This is a genomic window from Planctomycetia bacterium (assembly GCA_015075745.1).
Taxonomy (GTDB): domain Bacteria; phylum Planctomycetota; class Phycisphaerae; order UBA1845; family UTPLA1; genus UTPLA1.
The window spans coordinates 1,337,578-1,352,356 of the sequence record JABTTW010000001.1 but is presented as its reverse complement, the minus strand read 5'-3'; the positions used below and the strand labels follow the sequence as shown (position 1 = coordinate 1,352,356).

The 14,779-nt window shown below is 59.4% G+C and carries 13 protein-coding genes; 7 read left to right on the top strand and 6 right to left on the bottom strand.

Going from position 1 to position 14,779, the window contains the following annotated elements:
• Positions 1-96: 96 nt before the first annotated feature.
• From HS101_05315 to HS101_05290, 6 genes are all read left to right on the top strand, one after another.
• Entirely contained in the window at positions 97-1,158 is a 1,062-nt protein-coding gene (locus tag HS101_05315; protein ID MBE7505691.1) for a LacI family DNA-binding transcriptional regulator, read from the top strand.
• Positions 1,159-1,419: 261 nt separating this feature from the next.
• Positions 1,420-3,597 carry an alkaline phosphatase family protein gene (locus HS101_05310; GenBank protein ID MBE7505690.1) on the top strand — a complete coding sequence of 726 codons (2,178 nt, stop codon included), beginning with the start codon at positions 1,420-1,422 and terminating at the stop codon, positions 3,595-3,597.
• Entirely contained in the window at positions 3,594-5,681 is a 2,088-nt protein-coding gene (locus HS101_05305) for an alkaline phosphatase family protein (GenBank protein ID MBE7505689.1), read from the top strand. The genes HS101_05310 and HS101_05305 overlap by 4 nt, the downstream gene beginning before the upstream one ends.
• 31 nt (positions 5,682-5,712) lie before the next feature.
• Positions 5,713-5,919 (top strand): hypothetical protein, encoded by a 207-nt coding sequence (locus tag HS101_05300; GenBank protein ID MBE7505688.1) that lies wholly within the window; start codon positions 5,713-5,715, stop codon positions 5,917-5,919.
• A 30-nt stretch (positions 5,920-5,949) separates the two neighbouring features.
• Positions 5,950-6,774, top strand: coding sequence for a DUF106 domain-containing protein (locus HS101_05295; protein MBE7505687.1), 825 nt, complete (start codon positions 5,950-5,952; stop codon positions 6,772-6,774).
• 3,130 nt (positions 6,775-9,904) lie between these two features.
• On the top strand, positions 9,905-10,099 hold the full coding sequence (locus tag HS101_05290; GenBank protein ID MBE7505686.1) for a hypothetical protein: 195 nt from the start codon (positions 9,905-9,907) through the stop codon (positions 10,097-10,099).
• Here the strand turns inward: HS101_05290 and HS101_05285 are convergent.
• Together HS101_05285 and HS101_05280 are read right to left on the bottom strand one after the other, a co-directional pair.
• Complete coding sequence (locus HS101_05285) at positions 10,064-10,321, bottom strand: hypothetical protein (GenBank protein ID MBE7505685.1); 258 nt, start codon at positions 10,319-10,321, stop codon at positions 10,064-10,066. The genes HS101_05290 and HS101_05285 overlap by 36 nt on opposite strands.
• Positions 10,322-10,329: 8 nt before the next feature.
• Entirely contained in the window at positions 10,330-10,905 is a 576-nt protein-coding gene (locus HS101_05280; GenBank protein ID MBE7505684.1) for a hydrolase, read from the bottom strand.
• A gap of 155 nt (positions 10,906-11,060) precedes the next feature.
• Between HS101_05280 and HS101_05275 the strand changes: the two genes are divergently transcribed.
• Positions 11,061-11,765: an SDR family oxidoreductase gene (locus HS101_05275; protein ID MBE7505683.1), complete on the top strand. Its 705-nt coding sequence runs from the start codon at positions 11,061-11,063 to the stop codon at positions 11,763-11,765.
• 68 nt (positions 11,766-11,833) lie between these two features.
• Here the strand turns inward: HS101_05275 and HS101_05270 are convergent, their stop codons facing one another.
• From HS101_05270 to HS101_05255, 4 genes are all read right to left on the bottom strand, one after another.
• On the bottom strand, positions 11,834-12,052 hold the full coding sequence (locus HS101_05270) for a hypothetical protein (GenBank protein ID MBE7505682.1): 219 nt from the start codon (positions 12,050-12,052) through the stop codon (positions 11,834-11,836).
• Between the two features lie 5 nt (positions 12,053-12,057).
• Positions 12,058-12,864, bottom strand: a complete 807-nt coding sequence (locus HS101_05265; GenBank protein ID MBE7505681.1) for a hypothetical protein — start codon at positions 12,862-12,864, stop codon at positions 12,058-12,060.
• Between the two features lie 98 nt (positions 12,865-12,962).
• Positions 12,963-13,715 carry a hypothetical protein gene (locus tag HS101_05260; GenBank protein MBE7505680.1) on the bottom strand — a complete coding sequence of 251 codons (753 nt, stop codon included), beginning with the start codon at positions 13,713-13,715 and terminating at the stop codon, positions 12,963-12,965.
• Positions 13,716-13,895: 180 nt separating this feature from the next.
• Complete coding sequence (locus HS101_05255; protein MBE7505679.1) at positions 13,896-14,402, bottom strand: hypothetical protein; 507 nt, start codon at positions 14,400-14,402, stop codon at positions 13,896-13,898.
• Positions 14,403-14,779 lie beyond the last annotated feature (377 nt).

Below are 14,779 nucleotides of genomic sequence, written 5' to 3'. Positions count from 1 at the left end.
TATGTTACTCTTATACAGCCAAGCGGCTGGTATAACTGTTACGCGAGCCAAGTTTCAAACGATAGGCGTCACAATCTTTCCTCCCCCCGGCTCAATATGAGCGATCGCAAGAGCAAGAACGTCACCCTCAAAGACATCGCCGATCGGCTCGGCTTCTCCGCCATGACCGTCTCGCGGGCCCTCTCGGGTAAGGCCAATCTGGTCAGTCCGGAGACCGCGAAGCTCTGTCGTGAGGCCGCCCGGGACATGGGGTACCAGCCCAACCTGATGGCCCGAAGCCTGCGCGGCGAGCAGCTCAGCACCATCGTCATGTTCGCCGAGCATATCTCCAGTCATCATTACCTCGCCGAGCTGGTGGACTATGTCTCGCGGTCGATCGAACGCCGCAAGTACGGCGTGATCAGTTGTCAGTCGATCACAAGTTTCCATCAGGCCCTGCGAAATTTCCGCCTCGCCGGCGCCGTGGTCATTGCCCCGCCGGAGGAGTTCTACACCGATCCCTTCGGAGAGCGAATGTTCGGCGTACACTACCAGGCGCCGACCGTCCTCATTCACAGCGCCGTCGAACAAAATGTCTTCAACGAAGTAAGCCCGGACATCAGCGCGTTCAGCTTTCACGCGGCCTGTCATCTGCTTGAGCTGGGTCATCGGCATCTCGGCTATCTCGGCGGTCCCCGCGCCGAGGACGAACCCAAATGGTTCGCCCTCCGCCAGAGCGGCATTGAGCAGGCCTTGAAGGACTACGGACTCCCCGGCCTGCGACTGCGCCAGCAGGCCTGCTCCGATGCGACGATGGGACCGGCCGCGATTCAGCAATTGCTCACGCGCTGGCCCGATACGACCGGCGTGATGTGCATCAATGATGAGATCGCCATCGCCGCGATCAGCGGCGCCCAGGAGATGCGACTGGAGGTTCCGCGTGACGTGTCGATCATCGGCTCGAACGACATCAAGCTGGCCGGGTTCTTTCGGCCCGCGCTGACCACCCTGAAGATCGACATCCGCGCCATGGCCGAGACCGCGCTGGACCTGCTCTTCGACGAGATCAGCGAGCGGCGCGAAGTGTCCGGACGCGAGCCCATCAAGATCAAACTTCCCGCGAACCTCATCGTGCGCAATTCGACCGCTCCACCGGCCCCACAGCGCGTCACCGCCTGATCCGCCGCGCCGTCCGAGTTCATTTTCCCCGGACCACGTCCTTCAGATGAGGGACATCCATCCCCACAATTCATGCTTAATTCGTCGCCCGATCCACCGGCAATCTCGACGGTCGGCCCGGCGCGGGGTATACTCCTTTCCGCTGCCTGCCGCTGCTGTGGCCGGGCATATCGGACTGGAATGCCTTCGACCGAAAACGTGCGGCCGCCGGCATTCATGGGGGCATCAAGTGAGGCGGCTGGTTTGCCGTTCAGTATCTCTATGCATCAATCTCCTAGTGAAACGCGCCGGTCCGCCCCGGCCAGACCGGCTCTCCTTATTCTCATCGCCGCCGCATGTCTTCTGGCTTCGACGAGTGACGCCCACGCGTACATCGGCCCGGGCGCCGGTTTCGCCCTCGCGTCATCGCTCTTCGTCATCGTCTGGACGATGTTTCTGGCCCTCCTGGCAATTCTGGTCTGGCCGATTCGTTGGGTGATTCGGGCGATCAAGGGGCGCAAGGCATTTTCCCAGGCAAAAGTCCGACGACTGGTCATTCTCGGGCTCGACGGCCTCGAACCCAGCCTCGCCGAAAAGTTCATCGCCGAAGGCAAGATGCCGAACCTCGAGCGCCTCGGCAAGATGGGCTGCTACAAGAAACTCGGCACCGTCACGCCGCCGCTCTCCCCCGTCGCCTGGTCGAGCTTTCTCACTGGCGTCAATCCCGGCAAGCACAACATCTACGACTTTCTCAACAGCGATCGGCGCACCTATCTGCCGAATCTCTCTTCCGTGTCGATCCATTCGCCGACCAAGACCATCAAGCTCGGCAAGTACACCTTCCCGCTGAACAAGCCCGAGATTCGCCTGCTTCGCAAGGGTAAGCCCTTCTGGAACACCCTCGGCGAACACGGCATCTTCACCTCGGTCATTCGCGTACCCATCACCTGGCCGCCGGAAAAGTGCCGCGGCGTCGTACTCTCCGCGATGTGCGTGCCCGACCTGCGCGGAACTCAGGGACTCTTCTCGTTCTACAGCACCAGACCCGCCGGACCCGAGCGAACCGGCGGCGAGCAGATCGTCGTCAAGCGCGAGGGCAATCTCGTTCGCAGCGAGCTCGTTGGTCCCGACAACAGCGTCAAGGAAGGCGCCGGCGCGATGAAAGCGCCCTTCACCGTCGAGATCGGCAAGAGCAAGGGCAAAGCGAAGGCCGACGCGAAGCTCACCATCGGCGACGATGCCTACGACCTGCGCATCGGCGAGTACACCCCCTGGATCACCGTCACCTTCAAGGCCGGGGCCGGTGTCAAGGTCAACGGAATCTGCCGATTCATGCTGATCTCCATCGAGCCGGAGTTCGAGCTGTACGTCATGCCGATCAACCTCGATCCGGAGAAGCCGGCCATGCCGATCTCCTTCCCCACGGCCTACAGCACCTATCTCGCCAAGCGCTACGGCAGCTACGCCACTCTCGGCCTCGCCGAGGATACCTGGGCGCTGAATGAGGACCTGATCGACGACGACGCATTCCTGGAACAGTGCGTCTCCATCGACAACGAGCGCGAGGAGCAATTCTTCGACGCGCTGGAAAACACGCGCCGCGGGCTCTGCGTCTGCGTCTTCGACGGCACCGATCGCATTCAGCACATGTTCTGGCGCTACCTGGAGCCGGACCACCCGGCCCACCCAAAGAATCTCGATCCTAACTATCAGCCGAGCAAGCACGAAAAGACGATCGAAGATCTCTACGTCCGCATGGACAAGCTCGTCGGCCAGACGATGTCCAAGGTCCTCGATGCCGGCGAGGGCGATTCGATGCTCATGGTCATCTCCGACCACGGCTTCTCGCCTTTCCGCCGCGGCATCGATCTGAATCGCTGGCTCATCGAAAACGGCTACATGAAGCTGAAGCCCGATGCGAAGCCCGACGCGAAGTATCTCACGTCCGTCGATTGGTCGCAGACGAAGGCCTACGCCCTCGGCCTCGCCGGCATGTTCATCAATCAAAAGGGTCGCGAGTCGCAGGGCATCGTTGAGTCCGGCGAAGAGATGCGCAAACTCAAGGCCGAGATCATCTCCAAAATGTCCGGCATGAAAGACCCCAAGTCGGGAGAGGTCGCGGTAACGCGCGTGCAGGACAAGGAAGTCTGCTACAAGGGGCCGTTCCGCGACACCGCACCCGACCTCGTCGTCGGTTACAACCGCGGCTATCGCGTCGGTTGGGACACGGCGATCGGCAAAATTTCGCCCGACGTCTTCCACGACAACAAGAAGGCATGGAGCGGCGATCACTGCATTGATCCCGATCTGATCCCCGGCGTCCTGTTCTGCAGCCACAAGATTTCCTCAGATTCGCCTCGGCTCATGGACCTCGGCCCGACGGCCCTGGACCTTTTCGGCGTGGGCGTGCCGGAAAACATGGACGGCGTACCGCTCAAGGTGGAGGTCGGGGCGAAATGAGCTTGTTTCAAATTAGCACGCGGCGCGCGGCACACTTGGCGATCGCCGCCGTTGTTCTCTTGAGTCTCTCTCTGCCGATGGCGTGGCTGGCCGGCTGCGGAAAATCCGCCGATGCCGCCGGCCGGAAGACCTACAAGAATCCGCGGATTTGCATCCTCGGCTGCGACGGCATGGACCCGAAGCTGCTGCGGCGCATGATCGATGAAGGCCGCCTTCCGAACCTCGCTCGGCTGGAAAAAGAGGGCGGCTTCAAGCCGCTCGAGACGAGCATTCCGCCGCAAAGTCCCGTGGCATGGTCGAACTTCATCACCGGCGCCGGCCCCGGCGTCCACGGCATCTTCGACTTCATCCATCGCGACCCGGCCAAACAGGCGTCGCCCTATTTCTCGACCAATCGGATTCACGGCGGCAGCGACGCCAAGCCCTATGAAATCGGCAGCTATCAGGTGCCCAAGGACATGATCCTGCCCTGGGTGGCCAGCGCGGAGAACGAGCTGCTCCGTCGCGGCACGCCGTTCTGGGATTATCTCGACCAGCGCGCGATTCCCGTCCAGATGTACAAACTGCCCGCGAATTATCCGCCCAGCGAGTCCAAACACGATCACATGTGCTGCCTCGCGGGCATGGGTGTGCCCGATGCCTTCGGCAATCAGGGGACTTTTCAGCACTTCTCGACCAAGGCGCGCCGCGAAGTGAAGGCGTCCGAGGGTTATCGACTGCGGTTGTATCCGTATAAGGCGCGCGGGGCCTTCAACGCAAAAATCTACGGTCCGCCCAATGAGTTCAAGGTGAAGAACCCGCCGACCATGGCGGACATGAAAGTCTATGTCGATCCCGACCGCGACGTTGCCAAGCTGATCTACGTCAACGAAGGCGTCGCCGGGAACGAATCCGTCGAGCTCGTGCTCAATGTCGGCGAGTGGAGCGACTGGAAGGAGATACACTTCCTCAAGACGCCCGTCGGCCCGTCCATCAGTGTCATGGCCCGCTTCCTGCTTCAGTCGGTGCGCCCGGACGTCGAAGTCTACATGACGCCGCTGAATTTCATCCCGACGAATTCGCCGGTCGCCGTCAGCGAGCCGCCGGAGTTCGCCGCCGAGATCGGAGAGGCGATCGGCCCCTATCACACCCAGGGCTTCGCCGAGGCGTTCAACGCCCGCAAACAGATCCTGATGACCGATGAGGAGTATCGCGTCCAATCCGACAATATCCTCGAAGAGAGCGTGAAGATGATGGACTACGCCCTCGATCGGTTCGAGGACGGCGTCCTCTTCTTTTACTATTCCAGCACCGATCTTCAGGCCCATATCTTCTGGTGGGACTCGGACGAGAAGCATCCCGTGCGCAAGCCGGAGGATGCCAGGAAATACATGCAGGTCGTCGAAAGCGTCTATGAGAAGATGGACGCCGCTCTGGCTCAATGTCGCAAGAAACTCGGCGATGATGTCACCTACATCGTCATGAGCGACCACGGCTTTTCCAACTTCAGCCGCTGCGTGGGCCTCAACACCTGGCTCCGCGACGCCGGCTATCTCGCCGCCACTCGAAACCTCGTCATCGACGCCGACTGGGCCAAGTCCAAGGCCTACGGGCTCGGGCTCAACGGGCTCTACCTCAACCTCAAAGGCCGCGAGAAGAACGGCATCGTCGATCCCAGGGATCGTGACGCCCTGCTCGACGAGATCACCGAAAAACTCCTGGCGATCCGCGACCCGGCCACCGACGCGCAGGTCATTCGCCGGGTCTATCGCGCCGAACAGTGCTACAGCGGTCCCGAGACCAAGAATGCGCCGGACCTGATCGTCGGCTACGAGCGCGGTTACCGGGCAAGCTGGAATACCTGCCTCGGCGAGTTCGATCCACAGGTGGTGTTCGACAACGATAGCGCATGGAGCGCCGATCACTGCATCGCCCATGACGTCGTGCCGGGCGTCCTGCTCTCCAATCGAAAGATTGTGGCGGAGAGTCCGGCGCTGATCGACCTTGCGCCGACGATCCTCTCGGAGTTCGGCGTCGAGAAGCCCGCTCAGATGACCGGGAAAAACGTGTTCGGAGAATCGGCGAAGGCCGTCGCCGCCAAGTGACGGCGCGTCGCATGAACGGAGGGCTCGAAAGGTGTTTGGTGCAAACGTAAAGCTGGACAAATCGCTGCTCGAACGGGCGAAGAAGTACGCGAAGGTCGCGGGCTATCAGAGCGTCGATGAGTTCATCGCTCACGCCCTGGAGAACGAGCTCGCCAAGCTCGACGAGGCCAAGGGCACGGGTCAGGAGACCGATCAGGCCGTCCTCGATCGACTTCGCGGGCTCGGCTACATCGAGTGATTCACGGCGCTGCCGGACGGAGAGGTTGAATTGGACATCGTGACGAGCATCATGACGCACCTGGGGGATTTGGGCTTTTCCCTGTGCGCCCTCCTTCCGCCCGCCGTCACGCTGGTGATCATCTCCGCGATCACCGGCATCGTCATGCTTCTCATCTGGCGGTACACCTCCAATCAGGACGCGATTGAGGACGTTCGCAAGCAGATCTCAGCGCACCTGCTCGCCACGCGGCTCTTCAAGGATGACCTGTCCGTCACCTTTCGCGCCCAGCGGCAGATCATCTGGCAGGCCCTGCGGCTGATGGGCCATTCCATTCGGCCGATGATCATCATGACCGTCCCCTTCGTCCTCATCATGGTGCAAATCGGGTTGCACTATGAGTTCGCCCCGGTGCCGCCCGGCCAGACCGCAAGGGTGAAGGTCACGATGAAGGACCCACAAAAAGGCGTCGCGGCCGGCGCGGCGCTGAAGCTGCCCGACGGTTTGACCGCGGATAAGAACGACCCCTGCCGCGCCATGTCGATCGGTACGGTGGATTGGCGGCTGACGCCTCGGCAGGCCGGCGTGTACATGCTCACCTTCGGCGAGGCCGGCGACACGGTCGAGATGCCGCTCGTGGTCGGCAGTCACTTCGCGCGCATCAGCAAGCTCCGCGGCGGCGACTTTTTCAGCCGCCTGCTCTACTCCGCCGAGCCGTCGATCCCCGCGTCGTCGGCGATCAGCTCCATCGAAGTTTTCTACCCCTCCCGGTCCACGCCGATATTCGGCGTCGAGGTCCACTGGCTGATATCGCTGCTCGTTCTTTCCATCGTCTTCGCCCTCATCTTCAAGCCGCTCTTCAAAGTTCATATTTAGCCCGGCAGCGGCTGGTCGAAACGTCAAAACGCCAAAAAAGTCAAAACTTTGAGCGGCGGCGAGTCTGCGAGATTTCATTTCGGGGAACTCCTGTGTCGTACGTCCGGCAGGGGCGCGGGACGCGCGCAAGTCCTGCAAAATCGAAGGTGACATAAGGTGACACAGCCGATTTTTTTCGATTGCAAGTGTTGTGGCGGGCATGTGTTGGGGCGGGGCGGGCAAATGGCGAATTTCGAATGGCGAAGAGCGACACGGAGAGGCTGCGAACGCTGCGTGGATCGTCAACAGTTTTGGTCGAATCGCGGGGCATGGGCGGACGCTTCTCTATTCATCAACACTTGCTCCATGACCGCGCCTGGGGTAGGGGAGGCGGGTAGAATGGTGCATCGTGAGATTAAGAATGGCGAGACGTCATCGGGAGGATTGTCGCGGCCTCATGCCGATCATAGGAGACGCGTTGGAAAAGTAGCATGTCCCAGGAGTCGCCATAACTTGAAGCATCGTGTAATAGCACCGCCACGTCGAGTGCGAGTAAAGTTTCTCGACCCAGATGGCCTGGCCGAGTGCCTGACGACGGAGGGCTACTTACCCGGCAGAATCGATGCGGTGTTTGATATCGCTGCTTCCGAGTGTTGGGCGCTCACCCTTGATAAGGCAATTAGTTGGCCAAATGGATACCAAGAAAACCGGTCAAGAGACTTCCTATTGAAACTTGTTGCATACATCGCACATTCTGTGGCTTCAAGGAGAATTCCAGAGGCTCGACCTGATGAGCGCGTTGCCGAGATGCAGATTCTCGCCTGTCCTCACGGCAAGACTCCTGGGACAATACAGACTCTTAGCGAGTGTACGTTTGTATCGGGAGGCTTCGTAATAATAGAGCCTTAGCATAGTTGGGAGTCGGCCACTAAGTGCAAAGCCTTAGGTTTGAAAACTCACGAGATATACTGCACCGTCGGGTCAGAATACGTTTTCACGATCCGGATGGACTCGGGCTACAAGTAACGCTTCGCCCAAGGGGACGGCCCCGGAAAGAAGGGAGAAAATCATCCTAACACCTCTTCGCTCTCCGAACGCCACGAAACTGTCCCGCAGGGGCCTTAATCAGCTTCCTGGTGGACTGATTACAAGTTGCTTCTTGGTTCTAGTTGGGCCTACGATTCTTTCCTTCGCCTTCATGCGGTGCGATTCAAAACCAGCAATACATAGCCAAGGGCGTGACAGCCGTGCGAGCCCATTGGACAACGTGAAATCGTTTTTTGGTGTACTGACAAAAGCTGATTCCTATCGCGTGGAAATTGCCGTATGCAATATCGTTGAAAAGACGGGATTCGAAACAAATGCCCGATTTGACCTAGCAATCGATAGGCCTGACAAAGCGCGTTTTTGGTTAATCGAGGGAGTCGGAGGCCCCATGATTTTGACCGATGGCGTAACGCTTCAATTCTGGATGCGATCAATTCAGAGACCTCAAGTAGTAACCAGTGCTCCCGCGAGTATTTCATTGATCGATTCCGAAGACCTGTTGGGGTCGCGAGCGGCAACTCTATTACGTAACAATCCTGTGTTCATCGCCGAGTTTCTGAAAGGACAACCTTCCGAGATCATTGACAGGTATCTTCTGAACGCACGGTACTTGAGAATCGTATCGATAGATTCCAGGGAATGCTACATGATCAGGTCTGAAACGAATGACCTCGTACTCGATGCCTGGTTTGAGATTGTGGATTCATATTTCCTTAGAAGACTCGAGTTACGCGGCAAGAAAGAAGGGCGAGGGATCGTGCATCGGCAAGACTATAAATGCTGGCAGTTAAACTGTTCCTACCCTGACAAGTTCTTTGAATCTCAAAGATTTTGAAATACTCCATCCAGATTACTCATGTCCCTCCGGGTTCTCCTGTCCTGGTTCACTCTGAAATGGAATCCTCCGCTATCTGAGATGCACCTGTCGGCCGCCGGGTTCGGCGCGGGTGTTTCGCCCCTTCGGGCAACGCCGTGAACTAAGCAGCGATGGTTTGTCGGTACTTCTGCGCGAGCTTTCGTTCCTGGCTCGTTGCGGCGCGAAGCCGTGGCGGCTTGAGGGCAAGTGGATAGGGCGTGTTTCGAGTGATGGGCCTGTGTCGCGAACGCTTGGAGCTGTGGCGTTGATAGTCATCTTTGATTGCAGTTCCCAAGGCCTGTTGGAGGGGAAGATCTGCCCAACGCGGTCGAGCACTTCCGCCGCGGTGCAAGAAAAGGTGTCAGGTGTCAAAGGTGTCAGGTGTCAGGTTGATTTATTTGGCCGGTCGGACGGGCTGGGTTAGGTTGGGCCGTGCTCCGGTCTCCGCGGATTACCGAGTCGGGCGTTGTGTATCAGGTGCTGAATCGCCGTGTCATGGGCATGACACTTTGCGAACGGGACCGCGACGACGAGGCGCTAGAAAAATACTGATTCGCGTGATTTGGAATGGGTTGCAGCCCCGTTCACGGGGCTTTCCCGCAGGGCTACTAGACCAGTCCTTTAGGGCTGGCCTGAGGGTGCCGCGCTCGTAGCACTCTCCCCCCATCCCCCGGCCTCGAAGCGGCCGGGGGATGGGGGGAGAGATAGGGGGATGGAGGGTCGCCTTTGTTGACCAGGGCTAAAGCCCTGGCCTAGTAGCCCTGCGGGGAAGGCCGTTGAAACGGCCTAACCACCATAATTCAGGATGTCGTTAATCCGCCATGATGTCCCTGACTCGATCCCTGGTTGTCCCCAATTTACCTCCAGGACAAACGGCCTTTCAAATTCTCCTCCTTCAAGCCGCGCATGATCGGAGAGGCTTACGCTCCATCCTTCTCGCCGGTGCGCCGATCCGTCCCGCGTCATCGATCGCAGCAACGGCCGCATGAGGGTCTTTCTCCACGACCAAGACTGCGCCGCGTTCGCCGATCTGCTCGTCCGGGCCCAGGAAACCCAGGATATAAAGAACCAACAGCCCCGGGCCAGGCCTCGTACGGGGCGTTTTTCTTTTTCGCTTGGCAGATGCGTCAGGAATTGTATGATGCGGGCCGTGTCGCACCGGCGGGAGCCGTTCTTCCCGCTTCGTCGGCTTCGCACTCAATACTTCGGAGGGCCCGATTCATGTCTGCTGACAAAGGAGTGTCCGCCATGAGAGAATCGCCGCAGCTTTCCGCCGCCCTTCGATCCGCCCCCGTCGATCTGCGATTCTGCCTCGATTGCAGCCTCGCCATCTGCGCCGACCGGCTCCGGGCCGTGCCGCGGGCTTTGCGATGCCTCGATTGCCAGGATCGCTACGAAGCCGCCTTGCTAGAACGTGAATCGCAAAGTCGCCAGCAGCATTAACAACACCGCCGCCACGAAAAGCCACTTTCGCCAGTTTCCCCGTCGCGCCGGAACCGGCCTGATCCATTCTCCGCACATCGGGCACTTCGGTGTGTCCGCGATGACCGCAGCGCCGCACTCGGGGCAGGCCATGTCCGCGACCATATCGGCGGAATCGTCGTCCATGTCCTGATCGAGCGGCAGATCAGGATCGGAATCGTCTTGGTAAGCGGCATCGGGCATGATCGGGCTTACACCGTGGCCTGCTTGATCAGCGGGAGGATATCCTTGAACTTCGGATGGTCGCAGCGCTCGACCAGTTCGAAGATCATCGACTCGATCGTCGTCACTTCGACGCCGGCCTGACGCATTCTGCATAGTGCCGCGTCCATGTCACTTTTTCGGCGGGAACCGACCGCGTCAAGCGGCACGAAGACGTCGTAATCCACCCGAAGCAGGTCCATCGCCGTTTGCTGAATGCAGACGTGGGTCTCCAGACCGCAGAGGATGACGTGTTCCCGCTCGGTGCGCTGAAGGGCGTTGCGAAAGGCCTCGTCCCGCCAGCAACTGCAGGTGCTCTTCACCAGGGGGCCGGTCGACTCGATCAGTACTTTTTTCAGCCCGTCGTCGGTCGGGCCCAGACCTTTGGGGTATTGCTCGGTGTAGATGACCGGGATTTCCAGAATTCGGGCCGCCCCAATGAGCCGTGCCTGCGCCGCGACAAGCTCCGCCGGCGGCGAGCTGGAAATCGCCGAGAGCATCTTTTCCTGTACGTCTATGACGACAAGTACCGCCAGCGAGGCTTCTGCCAGGTGCGCGTTGGACATGTTGCTCCGCCCTTTTCCCCCGTCGGCTCGCAGTATAGCGCGCCCAATCGCGCGATACAACGCGACAATCTCTTGGTTTCAATAGCGCCTGCCGATATCATGCAGGTACCGTCATCGCTGGCGGGCGTCAGCACCTCTTGGCACGGAGGAGTGATTTGTCCGTCGAAGGCAAAGTCGTCCTGATCACGGGCTCCAGCAGTCCGGTGGGCATCCGCCTGGCGGAGTTGTTCGTCGAGGCCGGCGCCCTTACGGCGCTTTCCGTCCGCCGCAGCCGCGATGTCGAGACGCTCCAGCGCCGCTTCTTCGATCGCCCGAGCCCGCCGCTTATTGTGCGATGCGACCTGCAACAGGAGGAAGAAATCGTCCGCGCCGTTCACCGCGTCGTGGATCGCTATGGCCGGATCGATGTGGTCATCAACGCCGTGTCGATCACCGGCCCCAAGCTTTCCGTCGTCAATTATCCCGTCGATCCGTGGCGAAACGTGCTGGCGACCAACCTGACCGGGGCTTATCTCGTCTGCCGCGAGGCGCTTCCGTGGATGGAGCGCCAGGGCGGCGGGTCGATCATCAACGTCACCAGCGCATGGGGCAGCCAGATCAAACCGCAGGGCGGCGCATTCATCATCTCCACTCAGGCCCTTGAGGGTCTTACTCAGCTTCTTGCCGCCGAGCATCGCGGCACCGGCGTGCGGATCAACTCCGTGGAGATCCCCGGCGGTCTGACCGGCGACGCCGCCGAGGACGCGCAATGGACCCTCCCGTTCCTCTGGCTGGCCAGCGACGAGGCGGGCAACGTCACGGGGCGCAAGATTCAGGCGATGGGATTCAAACAGCCGGCGTCCAGCACGCCGGTCAACTAGGGCCGCAAACTCCTTAGGCTGAATTATGCATATAACATAACAACGATGGACGCTCTAAATGGAGTCGGTTAGCCTCGTTTCTTGTCCTTGGGCTTGCCGACGATCCGCTTGACGTCTTCAGGCTTGATCGCCAAGAGCGCGGCTAGTGCCTGGTCGGCAGTTAGGAGATGCAGTGTGACTTTCAGGCCGCGTCGGCCTGCATGTTTCTTGCTGCGAACTCCTTTCTTTGACAGGGCGGTCAATTGTACGCGCCAAGAAAGGAAGCTGGCCGCATGGGGTTCGATCATAAACACTATGTTCCGAATGCCACGAGTTGTTCGAGAATCGCTCCATTCTGATCTATAACGATGATCGCGATGTTCCAAGGAGAGTCCAAGTCGACGGGGATTTCATCAAATGCAAATACAATCGCGGTAATTCCATCCTCCGATCGCGTCGACACGCAAGGGTCCCAAAAATTCGCGCGGGCCGGGCAAAGCGTGTCACACGTGCGAAGTGTCCCAGCCTGTGCGCCGTCGATTGCATAATGGAGGCCTTCGTTTTCGTGCGCGTTCGACCAGGATACCGTTGCACGGTTTGTTGTCGCGTCCGACGCCCCGGCCGACGGAAAAAAGTCGCCGTAGTCCGCGGAGGGCGTGGACCCCGTGAACGTGAAGTTGTCGAAGTCGAATTCCTGCAGGTGCGTTGTCAGAATCGAGGGAGCTGCATCTCCCTGCGCGCTCGTCCACGTAACGCAGTAGTGGCCGAGCCGGCTGGACGCGACGGATAGAGAACTTCGCGTCCCGCTGGCGTCGGTCAGGGCTGCCGAGGCTCCCAGCAATGCCCCTGACCGGCAATAGCGTTGAGCCCGGACGACGCCTAACTTCCCGGGCGGTGAATCGTCGATCCAGACAATGGTGAAGTCCCCGCTATCTTGCATGGCCACGCACCAGCCCCAGTCTAGGACCGGCTGCGCGGCGACGAGACCCTCGATGGGCGTGCTCGGGACCGGGTCGGTGCACTGAGCGCTGGATGGTTGTGACACATTGAACACGCCGATAAGGAAAGAAGAAAAAACGATCGCGGTGAAGCGCGCGGACTCTGCGCGAAGATGGCACATGGGTTCATCTCCTAATCAAATTGATACTCTCGACGATGAAAATGAGTTCCCGAGTTCTTAGGCGAGTTGTCGGGCGATCTCCGGCCTAATCGCGTCCGTCATAGGCATCGCCTCTTTCTCCCCCGTGTCAGACCCTTCAAGAGAAGAACAGAAGCAACAAGTAGACAAAGCGAGCTTGGCTCTGGGACACTGGAAAGCTGAAATGCATAACTCCCGTTGGTGAATCGCCAGTCGGGGACGATCGAATTTAAGAACGCGAATCCGGGCTGGAGCCCGGCCCCAGACTCCCATCTAAAATGACTATCAATGTCGCCCTGTTGAGAGATTTCGATCCAGTACCGCGTGTTCGATTGGAGTGAGACTGGAGTTGAGAGATTAATGTCATACCTAAACTCCTGCCAGCCGCCAGGGATCACGCGCCCTGTCGCTATTCGAGTTGCATTCAGGAATGTTTCTTCAAATAGAATCGATGAACTGTCGGGCAGGCCGTCGCCGGGTCGGGCCGCGTAGAATCTGACACGCATGTACTCATGGCCGACGGGCGGATCGCGGCTTCCCGAGAAGTTTCCGCCATAAAAGCCCCACCACGTGAGTCGCCGCGCGGTTGCATCTGATGTCAGGTCGATGTTATCTGCGATCAGTTGCCACACCTCGGGAAGCCCGTCATCTTCGACAAACGAAGTGTCCGATCCAGATCCGCCCCCAAGATTTGGCTGCTGGTCGACAATAATCCCGCCGCGCGGGATGCCCATGAGGTCCGGGTCGATGTCCAGCACCGGACCGGCCAGCGCCATTTGACCGGCGAAGACAATCAGAACGACAGAGGACACAAGACCAGCTTGCTTCAACATGCGGATATCCTCCCCGATTCGCTCGCCGCACATCGACGAGACGCCCCCAACAGGATTATACCGCTCGCAATCTCCATACCGCCCGTCCGATACCGTTGAGTTCTTAGGAAAATCGCCATTCCACGTAGCACCCTAAGCCCTCGGATTCCAATCCGTGGGCATACCCACCGCCTGCATCACTTACGGACAACTCGCCGACTGAATCATCGCCTTAAAATACGCATCCACGTCCTCAACGGTCACCCGGTTGTCACCGGAAAAGTCCCCGCAGTACGCCTCAAGCACGTTGTCCCCCTCGCCGTACAAGGCGCTCGAAAAACCCCCGCTGTCCGCCCCCGTGACGCGGCCGTCCCCGGTGAAATCGCCTTTCAGCCGCACCTCAATCACCGCGTCCGGAAGCGAGGAAAATGTCCCCACCGCATTCCCATCGACGCGCGGCGTCTCCGGCAGCCCGGAGGCGTCATAACCGAACGCAATGTGTTCAATCGCCGCGGCAAGCCCCTGGTCCATCCGGCCGACGAACAAGTTATTCGGCGTCAGGTACACGTTGAAGGTGGAATGGGCTACGTGTTGTAGATCAGATGTGCAGTTTCGCGTGCCCGCCGTGACACGCAGCCGGCACGCACGCCTGGTCAGTGTGCGACTCGTCTTCCGCCATGCTCCGTTCGCATGATTCTCGACCCCCACTGGGCGGCCTTCTTAACTGAGCATTCTCAACATCTCCAGGCAAACGTAAGGCTGCTCTGATCGGAATTCGGCGCGCACGGGGAGCAAGATTTCCTAATTGGAGATCAATCTAACCACGACACAAAGAGGCAGCGCATCGTGCACAACCAAATCCCTCAGCCCCCTGGCCCCTCTGTTTCACTTTCCCGAACCGTCTTTCAAAGACTTACAAGCGAACTTCCCCGAGATTTTCCGTGCCTGTTTGTCCCTATACCAGTCTTGTTTCACCTTGCGCGATTTCACGCAAAACCACCCAAAACGCGAACCGCCCCAACACATGCCCGCCACAAGAGTTGCAACCGAAAAAAATCGACTGACTCACCTTATGTCACCTTCAA